This window comes from Peribacillus acanthi (genome assembly GCF_003073175.1).
Classification (GTDB): Bacteria; Bacillota; Bacilli; order Bacillales; family DSM-1321; genus Bacillus_BN; species Bacillus_BN acanthi.
The window spans coordinates 63,935-80,374 of sequence record NZ_QBBX01000004.1; the positions used below are offsets into that span (position 1 = coordinate 63,935).

Sequence of the window (16,440 nt, forward strand, 5' to 3'; positions counted from 1 at the left end):
AGCTAACAGATTAAAACCCATTAGCTCCTACCCTCCCTTAAATCTATCGTTTAAGATTTACTAACTCTTGAAGGATTTCATCCGAAGTCGTAATTATTCTTGTATTTGCTTGGAATCCACGTTGAGCAGTTATCATCTCCGTAAACTCTTCTGACAAATCTACGTTTGACATCTCAAGTGAACCTGAAGCGATTGTTCCTCGTCCTTCTCCAGCAACGTTAATATTAGCTGTTCCTGAGTTGATGGATTCTTGGAAGAGGTTACCACCAGCTTTAGTCAGACCAGAGGAGTTAGAAAATTTAGCTAATGCAAGTTTGCCTAATTCCACTACTTGTCCATTTGAGTATACTCCATTGATTTCACCCATTTGACCTATGTTGAAGGATTCTAGGGAGCCTACCAGATTTCCATCAGGGTTTGAAATGGCGGCAATAGAATCACCTTCCATTTTAAGATTTCCAAGGTCCAATGTTACACTAGTTTCACCATCTGTCAGTCCTATAGTTTTCAAGTTGACACTACCGGATGCTGTAAAGGTTTTACTAGTAGCATTATATGCCAGATTAATAGCAGGCAAAGAAATAGGTGATGGTGATGCACTCTGATTAGTAATTACAACACTCCAATTTGAACCATTTGGTGCAAACTTGTAATCTAAGGTATGCTCTTTTCCTTTTGTATCTACCACTTTCATTTGTTGTACCGCACTTTCAACACCCGTTGCTAAAGTACTTGGGTCAGGCAAACTACCTTCAAGATAAAACTTTTTCGTCGAAGTTGCAGGCTGAGTAGCATTTACATTGACAATGATATCCTGTAAAACACCATTCTTAAATTGCTGTACCTTCATTCCATCACCATTTACAAGATTACCATTATCATCAATGTAAAAATTACCGGCTCTTGTATAAAATTCTGCAGTACCTTGTTTAACAACGAAATAGCCATCACCAGAAATCCCTAAATCTAGAGGACGACCTGTTGTTTGCAGGCTGGATTGGGTATGAATAGTATCCACGGATGCCATAGTTGATCCTAAACCAACCTGCATAGGGTTTTTCCCACCTCGGTTATCTTGTGCAGCACTTGCACCTGCAATGGTTTGGTTCATTGTGTCCTTAAATGTTACACGACCTTTTTTATAGCCAAATGTATTAACGTTAGCAATGTTATTTCCAATTACGTCAAGCTTGGTTTGGAAGTTTTTCAAACCACTGATACCTGAATACATGGATCTAAGCATGATATTTTCCCCTTTCTTAAAGGCCGCTTCTGTCATTCAGCAAGCCTAGGCTCCCTATACGGTCCAGCCTATTAATCTATTAAAATTGTTCCGTTGATATTAGTGAATATTTGGGATGCTGCTTCTTTTCTGTCCATAGCTGTGATAACGGTATTGTTCTTGGCATTGATGATTAACGCTGCATTATGTAATAAAACAAGGGAATCGTTAACACCTTTATTTTTTGCTTGTAGAAGTTTTTCTTCAATCTTTTTTTGCATTTCTACATCTATTGAAATATTTCTTTGATCCATTCTCATTGATGCATGCTTACTAAAAGATAAAGGCTGTGGTTGAGAGCGTTTTTGAATTTCTTGGTTTAGCTGATTCGAAAAAGATATTCCAATCTGTCCAGTTTGATTGGGAATGTTACTCTTATGTTTGTGCAGCGGGATAATAGGCGAATGTACTGAACTAAAGGTAGTTTTGTTCATAAACTCACCTCTCTTAAGCTGAAATACTTATCATTTGGTCAGAATTAATTTTTGTTTTACCTTCATCATCCATTTCAAATACCGTCTGACCATCTTTAATTTGGACGCTTTTAACTCTTGCAGAACTCTCTACACCCGATTCATTTTTCCAGGTAACCAATTTCCCAATCAACTCACTTGCAGTTAATAGATTATTAGAGGAATTTGAATGATTAACCTGTGATATGTTACCAGGTTCAAGTTTTGTTCCGTCCTTCAAAATAAATATGACACTGTCCTCTTTAAATTGTACGGATGAAACAACACCTTTTCCTTCACTTACAATTGGTTCCTTATTTGGATCTTCATTTTCCGTCAGTTTATGCCATGTTACTTCTTTTCCCACAAATTGGTTGTATGAAATAAGCTGGTTTTGTTGTTGAACAGAAACAAATTTTTCAATGGATTTTCCCATATTAGTAATCTGCTCAAGAGAAGAAAAGGTTGCCATTTGTGCAACAAAATCCTTATCTTGCATTGGATTCATTGGATCTTGATTCTGAAGCTGTGTCATCAGGATTTTTAAAAAATCATCTTTCCCTAATACGTCAGAGCCTATTTTTCTTTTTTCCTGCTGATAGCTTGTCAGTAAAAGACTTTCTTGAATTTTATTCATAAGCAACTACCCTTCTACACTTAGTAAAGCTTCTTCAAAACTAGTCAGAAAATCTACTTCATTCTCATCTTGTTCTTGAGTTGTATTTTCCTGTTGCCTTGGTTGTTGCTGATTTTGACCATGTTCACGAGTCAGAGATTTTTCTTGGTTGAAAGGATTAATTGATTGTGACACTTCAATTCTTTCAACAGATAAATTCTGATTTGTAAATGCTTGTTTTAGGCCAGATAAATGAGAGTCCAAAAGTTCCTTTGCCTTTCCTGAGGAGGCTAATATCTTCGCAACCATCATATTATCCTTTTGAATCAATTCAATTCGTATACTTCCAAGATGGTCGGGATTCAACTTTATTAGTATTTTTTGTAAACCCTTTCCATTTTGAAAAATGGATTTAGCTATTATTGATTCGAATGATTTGATAAATTGCTCTTGATTTACGGGTGCGTCATTCTTACCTACTGTTAGTACTAACTGTTCGACCTTAGACATTAATGGAGTAAAACTTTGGCCTAATGGTTGGTCGTTGGTTGCAGAGGAATATGATTTCTTTCCTACACTAATTGTTTCTAATGAATCGTTTTTTATATTTCTTTGATAGATAGATATTAAAGTATCTTTACTATTTAGAGTTGGTTTTTCAATTACAGTATTAATTTGATTCGTATTAGATAATCTAGCTTCAACTAAAGTGTTGGTTTGCTCCACTTGTTTAACGAGTGAGCCTGTTGTTTGAATGGACATTTGTTTTTCTAACTTAGAAGCAATCTCATTTAGCAAGGACTTTACAGAATTGTTTTTATTCAATTCCTTGTCGGATAAATCTATGAAATTAGCAAGCAAAGTCTGCAACTTTACCAATTTTATTATCGGTAAGTTATCCTTTAGGTTTGTTAAACCACCGGAGTTATTAAATAGTTCTGTTATTCCTTTAAGAGCTTTAAAGCTAACTTCAAAGAAAGACCCTTCCCCTAGAGTAGGTAGCTTTTCGGAATTAACATTTACCTCCATTTGAATGGATCCAAGTAAATCAGATATTGAATGCCAATATTCATCGTTCAATATCTTTTGAATAAATGAATGCGACCCTAGTTCAGCGCCATTAATCATCCAATCTTCTATAAAGGCACCTGCACCATCTATTTCGGTTAAATGGTTCAAGGAAAGAAAAGATAGTAGCTCTTCCATTCCAACCAGGCTATTTGTATTATCAATGGATGCTATTGTTTCGTCTGTGATTTTCGTCATATTTGAAAATACTGATCCAAATGTAGAAGTATTAAGTCCTTTTGGTTCAATCGCCTTCGGAATTTGTGAACCTACATTTGCAAAATTAATGATAGTGGTCTGCATGATTTCACCTCCCTTCAATCAAATAAGAAAAGAATGATTATTCCTCTTCAATTGTCTGTTCATTTTCTGAATGAACTGTAAGTTGTTGTGTTAATCTCGCAGCATCTTCTGGTTCCATTTGTTCTAGAATTGAAGAAAGTGTATCCGCTTTTAGGTTCGATAATATCTTTACGGCTTCTTCATCTGTTAAAGCTGTTAAGATAGGTGCAGCTTTTTTGGGAGACATCGTTTCGTAAGTTTTTATGATGTCTTTTAACGTTTTTTTGTTATCTTCCTGAGCTCCTTGGAGTTGTATTATTTCTTCTTCGAGAAGTTGTTTATCCGCTTCCAAGTTCTCGATATCAGATTCTCTACTTTCAATTATTGATTCTAGCTTTGATACAAGCTCCTCACGATCAATAATTTCAGCTTCAAGCTCAACAATCTTACTTTGGAATTCCTTAATAGAAGGTGAGTCCTCTTTTTCATGTGATGACAAGAACGGGACGTGACTTCCATATTTTTTCGTTAATTCAAAAACGTTAACACCAGCCACTGTAAGGACAATCAAAGCTAAAGCTACAGTAAACAACAATGGAATGATTACAATAAACAGGAACCATTGAAATTTGTTATATGTCTTCTTCTCTTCCAGTCCATTTCCATCGATTTGTTTAGCCATCCAATCACCTAATTCTCTTTGCTGACAAATTGTTGAATAGAAATTTCATCCATTTGTCTCTTATCATTTTCTTTTAATAATTCTAGAAAATTACTAAAATCTTTTTCTTTCATTTTTTCGTATTTTTTGACTTCAACATTTTTCTCAATTAATATTGTTTGAAACAAATTAAGTTTAGTCCGCGCTTCAATTACCTCTTTTTGACAATGATCAATAATTTTGTCTAAGTTAGTAATAAAGGTTTGATGGTGTCTCATTACGTCAACGGATAACCCATTTACCAGTTCTTGTTCTTGATACTCTTGTAAATCTTCTTTTTTCTTCAATAATCTGAATAATTTTTCCGCAACTTCTTCAAAATGTTTGAGAGCTTGACTGTATTTGGAGTAAGCGTCATCTTTTTCTCTTTCTTTTAAGGATAGAATTTTGGAAAACTTGTATTGATATATCATTTTAATCACCATTTCCCATTAAATTCAAAAGTTTGACTATACTCTCATCTTTACTCACTTTTTCAGAAGTGCTTTGTTTTAGAAAAGAAATGATTTCCGGGTATTTTTTAATTGAGGCATCTATCTCTTTAGATGAGCCTTTTTTATAAGCACCGATATTAATTAAATCTTCATTTTCTAGGTATTTGGCAAGTGATTCTCTTAATTTCTCTGCCATGCTTCGATGCTCAGAAGTGACAATATTGTTCATAATACGACTGATACTCTTCAAAATATTAATCGCAGGATATTGACCTTTATTAGCCAAAGACCTATCTAGGACGAAGTGACCATCCAATATACCACGGACCGTGTCGGCTATTGGTTCATTCATGTCATCTCCATCTACTAGAACCGTATAGAAGGCTGTAATAGAACCGAGTTTATTCGTTCCTGTCCTCTCTAAAAGCTTTGGTAAGACAGCAAAAACCGAAGGTGTATAACCTTTAGTAGTAGGTGGTTCCCCTATAGCTAATCCAATTTCTCTTTGTGCCATAGCTACACGTGTCACAGAGTCCATCATTAACATAACGTTCAAGCCTTTATCACGAAAGTATTCGGCAATCGCTGTTGCAGTATAAGCACCCTTTATCCTCATTAAAGCAGGTTGGTCGGATGTTGCTACTACAACAATGGAACGCTTAAGCCCTTCAGGCCCTAAATCCTTTTCGATAAACTCTCTTACTTCTCTCCCACGTTCACCTATTAGCCCAATCACATTGATATCGGCTTTTGTATTTCTAGCAATCATCCCTAGCAGAGTACTTTTTCCTACACCACTTCCTGCAAATATCCCCACTCTTTGTCCATTTCCTACTGAAAGAAGACTATCAATCATTCGTACCCCCACCTCGATGCCTTCATCTATAGGTGGTCTTTCCATAGGGTTTGGTGGATCTTGCTCAGTTGATACAGTAGTAAGTCCCTTAGGTAGAGATTTGCCATCCAAGGGGTTTCCAAGAGAATCTAAGACTTGTCCAATTAATGCGGGACCAACTTTAATCTCGAGTGAGGCAGACGTTGCTTCCACTAAAGCTCCTGGAGAAATCTCACTCACAGCTGTATATGGCATTAATACTACGTTTTCATCTTTAAAGCCAACCACTTCAGCCCTAATCTTTTTTCTAGTTCCCTTTGAGCCAGTATGTATGAAACATACTTCTCCAACGGAACTAGTTGGACCTTGTGATTCAATCATTAGCCCAACTACACGCTTAACTCTTCCATATCTTTTTAAAGAATCGAGTTCGTCAATTCTCTTTATTAATTGACTAGCCTTCACTAGATTCATCACCTTCTAAAATTTCAAACAATTTACGCCGAACTTCATCAAGCTGACTATCCACACTTGCATCAATTCTTCCATTAGATGATTCAATTATGCAATTAGACTCTGTAAGTTCATCATCTGGATAAATATACAAATTCGTCTCTTTAGGAAATAAAGAAAGTAATTCATCTTTTTGTGACAGTAAAAACCCGTAATGGATAGGATGGACATGTAATTGTATATCCTTATAATCTCGAGCTTCTTTCATCGCTTTTTTCACTATTGAATAGAAATCTTCTTCCGACATTTCAAGCCTTTTATTGATAATTTTTTCGGCCACTTTCAATCCTAATTCTAGAATCGTTCCTTCAGAAGAATCTATATGCGATTGATAATCTAATTTAGCAAGGTCGACAACTTCTTTTGCTAGTTCGATAGAAGATTGCATTTCTGAGTAACCACGATTTCTTCCTTCTTCAGTTCCCAAGCCAAAGCCTTCATTACGAGCCTGCTCAATCATTCTAGGTTTTTCTTCATGTTCCCAGTATTCCTTTTCTTGTTTTACTTGTAATAGAATATTTTCTGCTTCTAAATTTGCTTCTTGTATGATTTTTATAGCTTGTTGTCTTGCTTGTTCTAATAACTCTTCAATCTCTGCTTCATGATAATTTGGAGCTACTTGAACTTCGGACTCTACATTAAAATCAAGAAGATTAACTTGCTTGATTTTTATAGGTTTTTTTTTTTCGTTTGTAGGGTTAGTCCAATTAGATTTGATGATTCTAGACAATAATATCATCTCCTCCACCACGTGCTATGACAATTTCACCTGCTTCTTCTAAGCGCCTAATGACTGCCACAATTCTAGATTGCGCTTCTTCAACATCCCTAAGACGCACAGGGCCCATATATTCCATTTCTTCGGTGAAAGTATCGACCATCCGTTTAGACATGTTTTTAAATACGATTTCTTTAACTTCCTCGCTAGCCACTTTAAGAGCATATTTCAGATCATCGTTATCCGCGTCCCTGATAACCCTTTGAATCGCCCTACCATCAAGCGTGACAATATCTTCAAAGACAAACATACGCTTCTTAATTTCTTCAGCTAGTTCAGGATCTTGTATTTCTAGAGCATCTAAAATAGTACGTTCTGTAGCTCTATCTACACCATTCAAGACATCGACAACAGCTTCTATACCGCCAGTTTGTGTATAATCTTGTGTTACAGTAGTTGAAAGCTTTCTTTCTAAAATCTGTTCTACTTCATTAATAATCTCAGGAGATGTACTATCCATAATCGCAATTCTTCTTGCGATATCTGCTTGAACTTCCTGAGGGAGTTCAGATAATATTTGACCTGCTTTTGAGGGATCTAAATACGAAAGTATAAGAGCAATTGTTTGAGGGTGCTCATTTTGGATGAAATTCAATATTTGGGCTGGATCCGCTTTTCTAGCAAAATCAAAAGGTCTAACTTGTAAAGATGAAGTAAGTCTATTTATGATAGCAGCAGCTTGATCTGTACCAAGCGCTTTTTCTAAAACGGTCTTTGCATATCCAATTCCACCTTGGGTGATATAATCTTGAGCCAAGGCAATATTATGAAACTCTTCTAATATTTCTTCCTTTTCTATTGCGTCGACTTTTCTAACACTGGAAATTTCCAACGTCAAACGCTCAATTTCTTCCTCTGATAAATGCTTGTAGACTGAAGCAGATACATCAGGTCCTAAGGAAATGAGTAGGATGGCAGCTTTTTGTTTGCCAGTCAATTCACCTTTTCTATCTTTCTTTTGCACCTTATTTCCCCCTAGTCTTCAGCTAACCAAGAACGTAATAGTTTTGCAAATTCGTCTGGTTTCTCCTTCGCAAGTTTTTCAAGTTGTTTTCTTTTTAACGTACCTTCTGTTTCTTGCTTTTCTTCATTTACATCTGGAACATCAAGGATTACACGTTCTTCAAATTCCATTTCCTCTTCTTCCTGTTTTTTACGGGAACGAAGGAACAAGAATAATAAGACAATTAATGCAAGTAACAGAACGCCACCGATTGCATATACCCACCACGGAATCTGTGTCGTGGTTTCTGAAGGGAAATCTACTTTTCCATTAAACTCTTGAACGGATACAGCAATTTTATTGTTAATTTCATCGTCTGAAAGTTCCTCACCCATTGCATCCTTATCAATTGAAGTTCTAACAATTGTGCCTAGAACCCTAGTAATGTCATCGATTCGCTCTTGAGGAAGGGAATCAGGATTATTCGGCGTTGGTGGTTCTACCATTACTTGAATCCCCAAGTCACGAATCTTATAAGGACTTTCAACGATTTCCTTACGGATTCTGTTGACTTCATTGTTAATGGTTTCTTCTGTTTTCTCATAATCTCCTGATCCACCATTTGATTGAAGGTAACTAGAACCAAGGGAATCACCGGGATCTTCTCCAGCAGGTACACCGCCGGCTGCATCCGCATTACCAGTAAACGTTTCCGTGATTCTTTGGGCGCTAATTGCGATACCTTCCATATTTTCTTCATCAACTGGAGTAACAAGATTTTCTTCTCTATTCTCTTGAGAAAAATCGATATCTGTCGACACGGTTACTACGACTTTATCTCGGCCCATTAAAGTTCCTAGCATATTCTGTACTTGCCTTTGGATATCTCGCTCAATTTCCTGCTTGATTTGATACTGAGTAGCAAAATCTCCACCAGATTGGAATTTTTTTTCATTATTTAAATCGAAATACTCAAAATTCTGATTCATTATGACGATATTATCTGTAGGTAAGTTTGGAACACTTTTTGATACTAAATGATAAAGCGCTTTTATTTTATCGTCTTCGAACTTCTGCCCTGGCTTTGTATGTAACACAATTGAAGCAGAAGCTTCCTCACTTGTTTCATTAACGAATATCCCTTTTTCAGGTAATGTAATCATTACTTTTGCGTCATTAACACCCTGAATTCCTTTAATTAAATCAGCAAGTTCAGTTTGCATAGCATCTAACTTTAAAATATTGAATTCATTTTCAGTCATTCCGATTCCAGCATTCTGGCCAAAGAATGAATAATCAATACTTCCGGATTCTGGTATACCTTCAGCTGCTAATTCAACCTTTAAGGTATCTACGCTCTCTTCAGGAACTAAAATCGTTGTACCACCATCAGCAATTTCTGATTGGATACCTCTGCTATCTAAGTTCTCTTTGATGCTACCGGTTTCAGAAGGAGATAGATTACTATATAAAGGTACTAAAGTTGTTTTTGTAGCCAGAACTGAAGTAACAATTATTAAGATGATAATAAATAAGAGTCCGCTACCAAAAAGTAGTTTTTGGGTCTTGGTTCTTTCACTCCAAAAAGTGATTATCCTATTTTTGATAGTTTGTAGCTTTTCATTCATCATGATCCCCCAGTTTTACTGTATTCGCTGTTAAAAAGATTAATGGTTTAAGTCAATTAGGTTTTCGATGAATGTTATACTTGCATTCTCATAATCTCTTGATATGCTTCGACAACTTTATTCCGAATTTCCATCGTTGTTTGAAGTGTGATGCTAGCTTTTTGGGATGTTATCATGACCGTATGTAAATCAACATTTTCCCCTCTAATCATCCGTTCTGTTACTTTATCAGATTGAATTTGCGCATCATTCACTTTATTAATTGAATCCTTTAATACGGACGCAAATTTCGTTTGAGCTTCGTATGGTGTAGGTGTAGAACTAGAAGACTTGCTCAAATTATTTACAAATACACCTGTTATAGGTGAAATTCCATTTCCTAGCATAAAAATACTCCTATCTATTTACCAATTTCTAGAGCTTTCATCATCATACCCTTTGAAGCGTTGAAGACAGTAACATTTGCCTCATATGAACGGGTGGCACTCATCAAATCAACCATCTCTCTCAAGGGATCCACATTTGGCATTGCCACATAACCATCAGTATTGGCATCTGGATGTTCAGGATCATATACCATTTTAAATGGAGTTTGATCTTCGATAATTTTACTGACCTTCATACCTTGTCCTACCGATTGTTTCCCACCTGTACCCATCGCAATATTCAAAAAGTTTGAAAAATGACTATCCTTAGGTTCTAAGACTACCATCTTCCTCTTATAAGGTTGCCATTCCCCGTTTACTAGTTTACCTCTTGTAGAATCGACATTTGCCATATTGGATGAGATAACATCCATTCTTAGCCTCTGAGCAGTAAGGGCGGAAGCGGTGGTGTTCATGCTATGAAACATAGTCATTTTTATTTGCCTCCTCTAATCACGGTCTTTAGCGACTCAAATTTCCCACTTATACGATCAGTTACAGCATTATAGTAGATTTGATTTGTAGCCAAATCACTCATTTCTTTATCGACATCGACACTGTTACCGTTGTGGTTATACGAAGCACTCCTATTGATAGTAATCATCGGAGAAGCATTTTTAGTTTGGAACTCAAAATGTCTTTGGTTGGTCCTTTTTGCTTTAATGCTTGATAGTTGTTCTTCAAACAGTTTCCCAAACTGAACATCCTTGGCTTTATAATTAGGTGTATCAGCATTTGATATATTTTGTGAAATAACTTTTTGTTTTAGTGATGAATAATCTAGAGCTCTCTCCAAACTAGAGATGGAGGATGAAAATAATGTCATAAATTGTCACCTATAATTCCATAAAATTCTTCAATTGTAGAATAAAGATAAAATCCACTAACTTAATAACTATTGTAATGAATTACAGTACCAATGTCTATGTGTCTTGGAGGTTTTAAGCTATGCATATTTTACTATTTTTAAGAAAATTGTCGAAAAAAAGACAAATTTATAGGTATAAAGTTACATTACTCGTTAATATGATGTTACAAATATTATTAAAATATTTCAAAAACCGACATTATTATCATACTGAATGTTTCAAAAATTGTACGCATACTATTTTCCTATTTAACAAAATTACATAAATATACCAACTTTTCTTATTCTAAAAATATTAATTATTGCTTTTTTAAGGTTCCATATTAGAAACTTGGATTAGGACACTCTGTCGACTTACTTCTTGTTGCCAATAGATCCTTTTAAAAATAAAAAAAAGACGTAAGTGGGATCTCTCTTACCCAATTACGTCTTTCTCATTTATTAATGATTCTTTAATTTTTCTAGTTCAAATAGGAATTTATCATTCAATACCTTAATGTAAGTACCTTTCATTCCAAGAGAGCGGGATTCGATTACTCCAGCGCTTTCTAGCTTACGAAGTGCATTTACGATTACAGAACGAGTAATTCCAACTCTGTCAGCAATTTTAGATGCTACAAGAAGTCCTTCATTACCTTTTAACTCTTCAAAAATATGTTCGATTGCTTCAAGTTCGCTATATGACAAAGAACTAATTGCCATTTGGACAACAGCTTTGCTTCTTGCTTCCTCTTCAATCTCTTCCGCTTTCTCGCGTAGGATCTCCATACCTACTACAGTTGCACCATATTCAGCTAAGATTAAATCATCATCATGGAACATTTCTTCCAATCTTGCCAAAATCAAAGTACCAAGTCTTTCTCCACCACCAATGATTGGAACGATTGTTGTAAAACCACTCTTGAATAGTTCTTTATTTTCTACTGGGAAAGCTGTGTACTCACTTTCAACATCCAAGTTCGAAGAAGTTTCTTGGATATTGAACAGGTTTTTAGTATAGCCTTCAGGGAACTGACGATCTTCTAGCATTTTCTTCATACGCTCATTTTCAATCTGTTGATTGATAGCAAAACCAAGGAGCTTCCCTCTTCTACTAACGACGAATACGTTGGATTCAATTACATCACTTAAGCTTTGGGACATCTCCTTAAAGTTTACAGGTTTTCCAGCTGCGTTTTGTAGCATGGAATTAATCTTTCTAGTTTTAGCAAGCAAATTCATGGGTTACATTTCCTCCTGTATATAGCCAATATTTCATTAGTTATTATAAATTGAGTGCTCGATTTATTACGACAATTTCTATGATTAAAGAGGTCATCCAATACATAAATACCCTATTTGAAATCCTTAAAACAAAGGAAGTCTATTATAGAATGAATTGACTTAAGTCTTTGTTTCTCGAAATCGTACCAAGCTTCTCTTCAACATATTGTGGAGTTATCACAATTTTTTCCATTGTTATATCAGGTGCTTCAAAAGATAAATCTTCCAAAAGACGTTCCATAATAGTATGCAGACGTCGAGCCCCAATATTATCCGTATTTTGATTTACTTCAAATGCAACTTCGGCAATCTTACGAATAGCATCGTCAGAAAATTCTATTTGTATACCTTCTGTTTCTAATAAAGCTGAATATTGTTTCAACAATGCATTATCTGGCTCATGAAGAATTCTTTCAAAATCTTCTACAGTTAATTTTTTCAATTCTACCCTAATCGGGAATCTTCCTTGTAACTCTGGAATCAAGTCAGATGGTTTTGCCATATGGAAGGCTCCAGCTGCTATGAATAAAATATAATCAGTCTTGATGGAACCGTATTTAGTCACTACAGTCGACCCTTCGACTACAGGTAAAATGTCTCTTTGGACACCTTCGCGTGATACGTCTGCCGATGAGCCACCTGACTGTTTACTAGCAATTTTATCAATTTCGTCAATAAAGATAATTCCAGACTGTTCTGCTCTAAATACCGCTTCTTGTGTTACCTCATCCATATCAATCAATTTGGCAGCTTCTTCATTGGTTAGGACTTTTCTTGCATCAGAAACTTTAAGCTTTCTTTTCTTTTTCTTTTTCGGCATTAAACTTCCAAGAGCATCTTGCATATTCATGCCCATCTGTTCCATTCCAGACCCTTGAAGCATATCAAACATAGAAGCGGGCTGTTCCTCGACCTCGACAGTCACATATTCATTTTCAAGCTGTCCTGCAAATAATTTCTTCTCCACAGCACTTCTTCTCTCGAATAGGTTAGCGTCCTCTGTTGATTGTGTTTCATCTTCTTGACCTGAGTTATTTCCACCAAAAAACATCTCTAATGGATTCTTGAAATTAGTTGCTTTCTTCATAGAAGGAACTAGTAGCTCGACTAATCTTCTATTAGCATTTTGTTCAGCAAGTTCTTTAACGGCCTGCATTTTTTCTTCTTTTACGATTCGAATCGATGTTTCTACTAAATCACGTACCATCGATTCTACATCACGACCAACATATCCTACTTCAGTAAATTTTGTTGCTTCTACTTTAACAAATGGTGCGCCAACAAGTTTTGCCATTCTTCTTGCAATCTCTGTTTTCCCAACCCCTGTTGGACCAATCATTAGGATATTCTTTGGTACAACTTCATCACGAAGCTTTTCATTTAGCAAATTACGACGATATCGATTTCTTAAAGCAATAGCAACTGCTCTTTTTGCATCTTTTTGGCCAACTATGTATTGATCTAATTTTTCAACTACCTGACGGGGAGTTAAATCATTACGTTTATCCTTCATAGTCCCACTCCTTGTTTTATAGTTCTTCAACTATAATATTGGAATTTGTATAAACGCATATCTCTGCAGCAATTTCTAGCGCTGCTTCAGCAATTTGACGGGCATTCAAGTGTTCACCAGAGTATCGTTTCAGTGCTCTACCTGCAGATAATGCATAATGTCCTCCTGAACCGATAGCTAAAATACCGTCATCTGGTTCAATCACTTCTCCGGTACCTGAAATAAGAAGTAAATGTTCAGAATCCATTACAATCAACATCGCTTCAAGCTGCCTTAAAACCTTGTCGCTTCTCCATTGCTTTGCCAACTCAACTGCAGAACGCTGTAAATTGCCATTGAACTCTTCCAATTTACCTTCAAACATCTCAAACAACGTAAAAGCATCAGCTACAGATCCAGCAAAACCCGCTAATACTTTTCCATTAAATAGCCTACGTACTTTACGGGCAGTGTGCTTCATGACAACAGCATTTCCGAATGTTACTTGACCATCTCCAGACATCGCACATTGTCCATTGTGCCTAACAGCAAATATTGTAGTAGCATGAAAGTTTCCCATTGATTTCTCCTTTTTTAGGATTACGCTCGTGGATGAGCAGAATTATACACTTTCTTTAGCTGCTCTTTTGTTACATGGGTATATATTTGAGTAGATGATATTTCTGAGTGTCCCAGCAACTCTTGTACAGAACGTAAATCCGCACCGTTATTTAATAAATGGGTGGCAAAAGTATGACGTAAAACATGGGGGTGGATTTTCCCTTTTACTGAAGCAGTCTCAATCAAGGTACTTAGGACAAACCTGACTCCTCTTGAGGTCAATGGTGCTCCCCGAAAATTTACGAATAACTTACCATGATCAGCATCCAGTTGCCCTACTAGTTTATTCCTTGCCACATTAATATAGTCCAACAAGGCTTTTTTTGCTTTGCTTCCAAAAGGGACGTACCGATCCTTTTTTCCCTTTCCGTGGACTAATACCGTTTCCAAAGAAAAATCCAGGTCTTTCAATTGAATTCCAGTGCATTCCCCGACTCGAATTCCAGTCGCATATAATAGCTCCAACAAGGCCAAATCTCTTTTCCCCAATTCACTAGAAGCATCTACACTATTAAAAATAACTTCAATTTCTTCTTCATATAAAAATTTGGGGAGTTTGTGATCTTTTTTGGGAAGCGAAACGGACTGAAACGGATTTTCGTTTGAAAGTTTTTCCCTCATTAAAAATTTATAAAAACTTCTTAGACAGGAGGTTTTACGGGAAATTGATCGTTTTGCTAATTGTTTATCGTAAAGATGTGTTAAGTACAATCGAGCATCAAAATAAGAAACCGTATGTAATCCATTTATACCTTGTTCATTCATGAACAAAAGGAATTCACTAATGTCACGTTGGTAATGTTCTATCGTATATTTTGAATAGTTCTTTTCGAGTTGTAAATATTCTAAAAAGGATTGTAACGAATTATTCACATTTTCCATTCAATCACCTCACAAGGGCTACTAAATAGTAACACACTACAAGTAGCCCTTGCAAATGATTTTACATATTTTTCACAAAGTTCTGAATTGTTTCTAACGCTCTGTTTGCATGCATTTCATAACGTTCTTTTTTACTTTTAATTTTCACTGGAAGTTCAGGGAACAAACCGAAATTCGCATTCATAGGTTGGAAATTCTTTGCGCTAGTTGTCGTAATATATCTTGCCATGCTGCCCATAGAGGTTTCAGCTGGGAAAACTAGTAGCTCTTGTCCCATTGACAGACGAGCAGCATTGATACCCGCAATCAAACCAGAGGCAGCAGACTCTACATACCCTTCTACTCCAGTCATTTGACCTGCAAAGAACAAGTCTTTACGATTTTTGAATTGATAAGTAGGTTCAAGAACTTTTGGCGAATTGATGAATGTATTTCTATGCATTACACCATATCTAATGATTTCTGCATTTTCTAAACCTGGTATCAATTGAATGACTTCTTTTTGTGGCCCCCATTTCAAATGAGTTTGGAATCCAACGATGTTATAAAGAGTACCTGCCGCATCATCTTGACGTAGCTGAACAACAGCATATGGTCTTTTTCCTGTACGAGGGTCTTCTAATCCTACAGGCTTTAATGGACCAAATAACATCGTTTTCTTTCCGCGAGTCCCCATGACCTCTATAGGCATACACCCTTCAAAGAAAATTTCCTTTTCAAATTCCTTTAAAGGGACTGTTTCTGCAGAAATTAAAGCCTCATAAAAGCGATCAAATTCCTCTTCTGTCATTGGACAGTTCAAGTACGCTGCTTCCCCTTTATCATAGCGAGACTTTAAGTAAACCTTGTCCATATTGATGCTTTCCTTTTCGATAATAGGAGCTGCAGCATCATAAAAATATAGGTATTCCTCACCCGTTAAAGCTTTAAGCTTCTCTGATAAAGAAGGACTAGTTAATGGGCCTGTAGCAATTACAGTTGGACCTTCTGGTATTTCTGTAATTTCCTCATGTATAACAGTTACGTTAGGATGATTTTTTACCATTTCTGTCACACGACCAGCGAATTCGTGTCGATCGACGGCCAACGCACCACCAGCTGGAACGGCACATGCATCCGCAGATGAAATGATGATAGAATCCAAACGTCTCATTTCTTCTTTTAATACCCCTACTGCGTTAGTTAAAGTGTTCGCTCTTAAAGAGTTACTACAAACAAGTTCAGCAAATTTATCTGTATGATGTGCTGGTGTTTGGCGAACCGGTCTCATTTCATATAAATTGACTTTTACTCCTCTTTGAGCAATTTGCCACGCTGCTTCACTACCGGCCAAACCT

18 protein-coding genes are annotated in these 16,440 nt (G+C 36.2%); all 18 read right to left on the reverse strand.

Annotation, left to right across the window (positions count from 1 at the left end):
* Positions 1 to 43: 43 nt before the first annotated feature.
* Positions 44 to 1,243, reverse strand: coding sequence for a flagellar basal-body rod protein FlgF (gene flgF, locus DBX25_RS05005; RefSeq protein ID WP_108669887.1), 1,200 nt, complete (start codon positions 1,241 to 1,243; stop codon positions 44 to 46).
* A gap of 71 nt (positions 1,244 to 1,314) precedes the next feature.
* The gene (locus DBX25_RS05010; RefSeq protein ID WP_108669686.1) at positions 1,315 to 1,716 is read right to left on the reverse strand and encodes a TIGR02530 family flagellar biosynthesis protein; all 402 of its coding nucleotides are present in this window, start codon (positions 1,714 to 1,716) and stop codon (positions 1,315 to 1,317) included.
* Between the two features lie 13 nt (positions 1,717 to 1,729).
* A complete protein-coding gene (gene flgD, locus DBX25_RS05015; protein WP_108669687.1) occupies positions 1,730 to 2,371 on the reverse strand; it encodes a flagellar hook assembly protein FlgD in 642 nt (213 codons plus the stop codon).
* A gap of 6 nt (positions 2,372 to 2,377) precedes the next feature.
* Positions 2,378 to 3,721, reverse strand: a complete 1,344-nt coding sequence (locus DBX25_RS05020; RefSeq protein WP_108669688.1) for a flagellar hook-length control protein FliK — start codon at positions 3,719 to 3,721, stop codon at positions 2,378 to 2,380.
* A 37-nt stretch (positions 3,722 to 3,758) separates the two neighbouring features.
* A complete protein-coding gene (locus DBX25_RS05025) occupies positions 3,759 to 4,382 on the reverse strand; it encodes a MotE family protein (protein WP_108669689.1) in 624 nt (207 codons plus the stop codon).
* 8 nt (positions 4,383 to 4,390) lie between these two features.
* Positions 4,391 to 4,834 (reverse strand): flagellar export protein FliJ, encoded by a 444-nt coding sequence (gene fliJ, locus DBX25_RS05030; protein WP_108669690.1) that lies wholly within the window; start codon positions 4,832 to 4,834, stop codon positions 4,391 to 4,393.
* A 1-nt stretch (position 4,835) separates the two neighbouring features.
* Entirely contained in the window at positions 4,836 to 6,164 is a 1,329-nt protein-coding gene (fliI, locus tag DBX25_RS05035) for a flagellar protein export ATPase FliI (protein ID WP_205685180.1), read from the reverse strand.
* Positions 6,145 to 6,942 carry a flagellar assembly protein FliH gene (fliH, locus tag DBX25_RS05040; protein WP_108669692.1) on the reverse strand — a complete coding sequence of 266 codons (798 nt, stop codon included), beginning with the start codon at positions 6,940 to 6,942 and terminating at the stop codon, positions 6,145 to 6,147. Before fliH ends, fliI begins: the two co-directional genes overlap by 20 nt.
* Complete coding sequence (gene fliG, locus DBX25_RS05045) at positions 6,926 to 7,945, reverse strand: flagellar motor switch protein FliG (protein WP_108669693.1); 1,020 nt, start codon at positions 7,943 to 7,945, stop codon at positions 6,926 to 6,928. The genes fliH and fliG overlap by 17 nt, the downstream gene beginning before the upstream one ends.
* A gap of 11 nt (positions 7,946 to 7,956) precedes the next feature.
* Positions 7,957 to 9,552 carry a flagellar basal-body MS-ring/collar protein FliF gene (fliF, locus tag DBX25_RS05050; protein ID WP_108669694.1) on the reverse strand — a complete coding sequence of 532 codons (1,596 nt, stop codon included), beginning with the start codon at positions 9,550 to 9,552 and terminating at the stop codon, positions 7,957 to 7,959.
* 74 nt (positions 9,553 to 9,626) lie between these two features.
* Entirely contained in the window at positions 9,627 to 9,938 is a 312-nt protein-coding gene (gene fliE / locus DBX25_RS05055; protein ID WP_108669695.1) for a flagellar hook-basal body complex protein FliE, read from the reverse strand.
* 14 nt (positions 9,939 to 9,952) lie between these two features.
* Positions 9,953 to 10,411: a flagellar basal body rod protein FlgC gene (gene flgC / locus DBX25_RS05060; protein WP_108669696.1), complete on the reverse strand. Its 459-nt coding sequence runs from the start codon at positions 10,409 to 10,411 to the stop codon at positions 9,953 to 9,955.
* Positions 10,412 to 10,413: 2 nt separating this feature from the next.
* Positions 10,414 to 10,803 (reverse strand): flagellar basal body rod protein FlgB, encoded by a 390-nt coding sequence (gene flgB, locus DBX25_RS05065; RefSeq protein ID WP_108669697.1) that lies wholly within the window; start codon positions 10,801 to 10,803, stop codon positions 10,414 to 10,416.
* A gap of 483 nt (positions 10,804 to 11,286) precedes the next feature.
* The gene (gene codY / locus DBX25_RS05070) at positions 11,287 to 12,066 is read right to left on the reverse strand and encodes a GTP-sensing pleiotropic transcriptional regulator CodY (protein WP_108669698.1); all 780 of its coding nucleotides are present in this window, start codon (positions 12,064 to 12,066) and stop codon (positions 11,287 to 11,289) included.
* 145 nt (positions 12,067 to 12,211) lie between these two features.
* Complete coding sequence (hslU, locus tag DBX25_RS05075) at positions 12,212 to 13,621, reverse strand: HslU--HslV peptidase ATPase subunit (RefSeq protein WP_108669699.1); 1,410 nt, start codon at positions 13,619 to 13,621, stop codon at positions 12,212 to 12,214.
* Positions 13,622 to 13,637: 16 nt separating this feature from the next.
* A complete protein-coding gene (gene hslV, locus DBX25_RS05080) occupies positions 13,638 to 14,180 on the reverse strand; it encodes an ATP-dependent protease subunit HslV (RefSeq protein WP_108669700.1) in 543 nt (180 codons plus the stop codon).
* Between the two features lie 20 nt (positions 14,181 to 14,200).
* Positions 14,201 to 15,103, reverse strand: a complete 903-nt coding sequence (xerC, locus tag DBX25_RS05085; protein ID WP_108669701.1) for a tyrosine recombinase XerC — start codon at positions 15,101 to 15,103, stop codon at positions 14,201 to 14,203.
* Between the two features lie 61 nt (positions 15,104 to 15,164).
* Positions 15,165 to 16,440, reverse strand: a 1,276-nt coding sequence (trmFO, locus tag DBX25_RS05090) for an FADH(2)-oxidizing methylenetetrahydrofolate--tRNA-(uracil(54)-C(5))-methyltransferase TrmFO (protein WP_240620155.1), incomplete at its 5' end; no start/stop codon positions are given.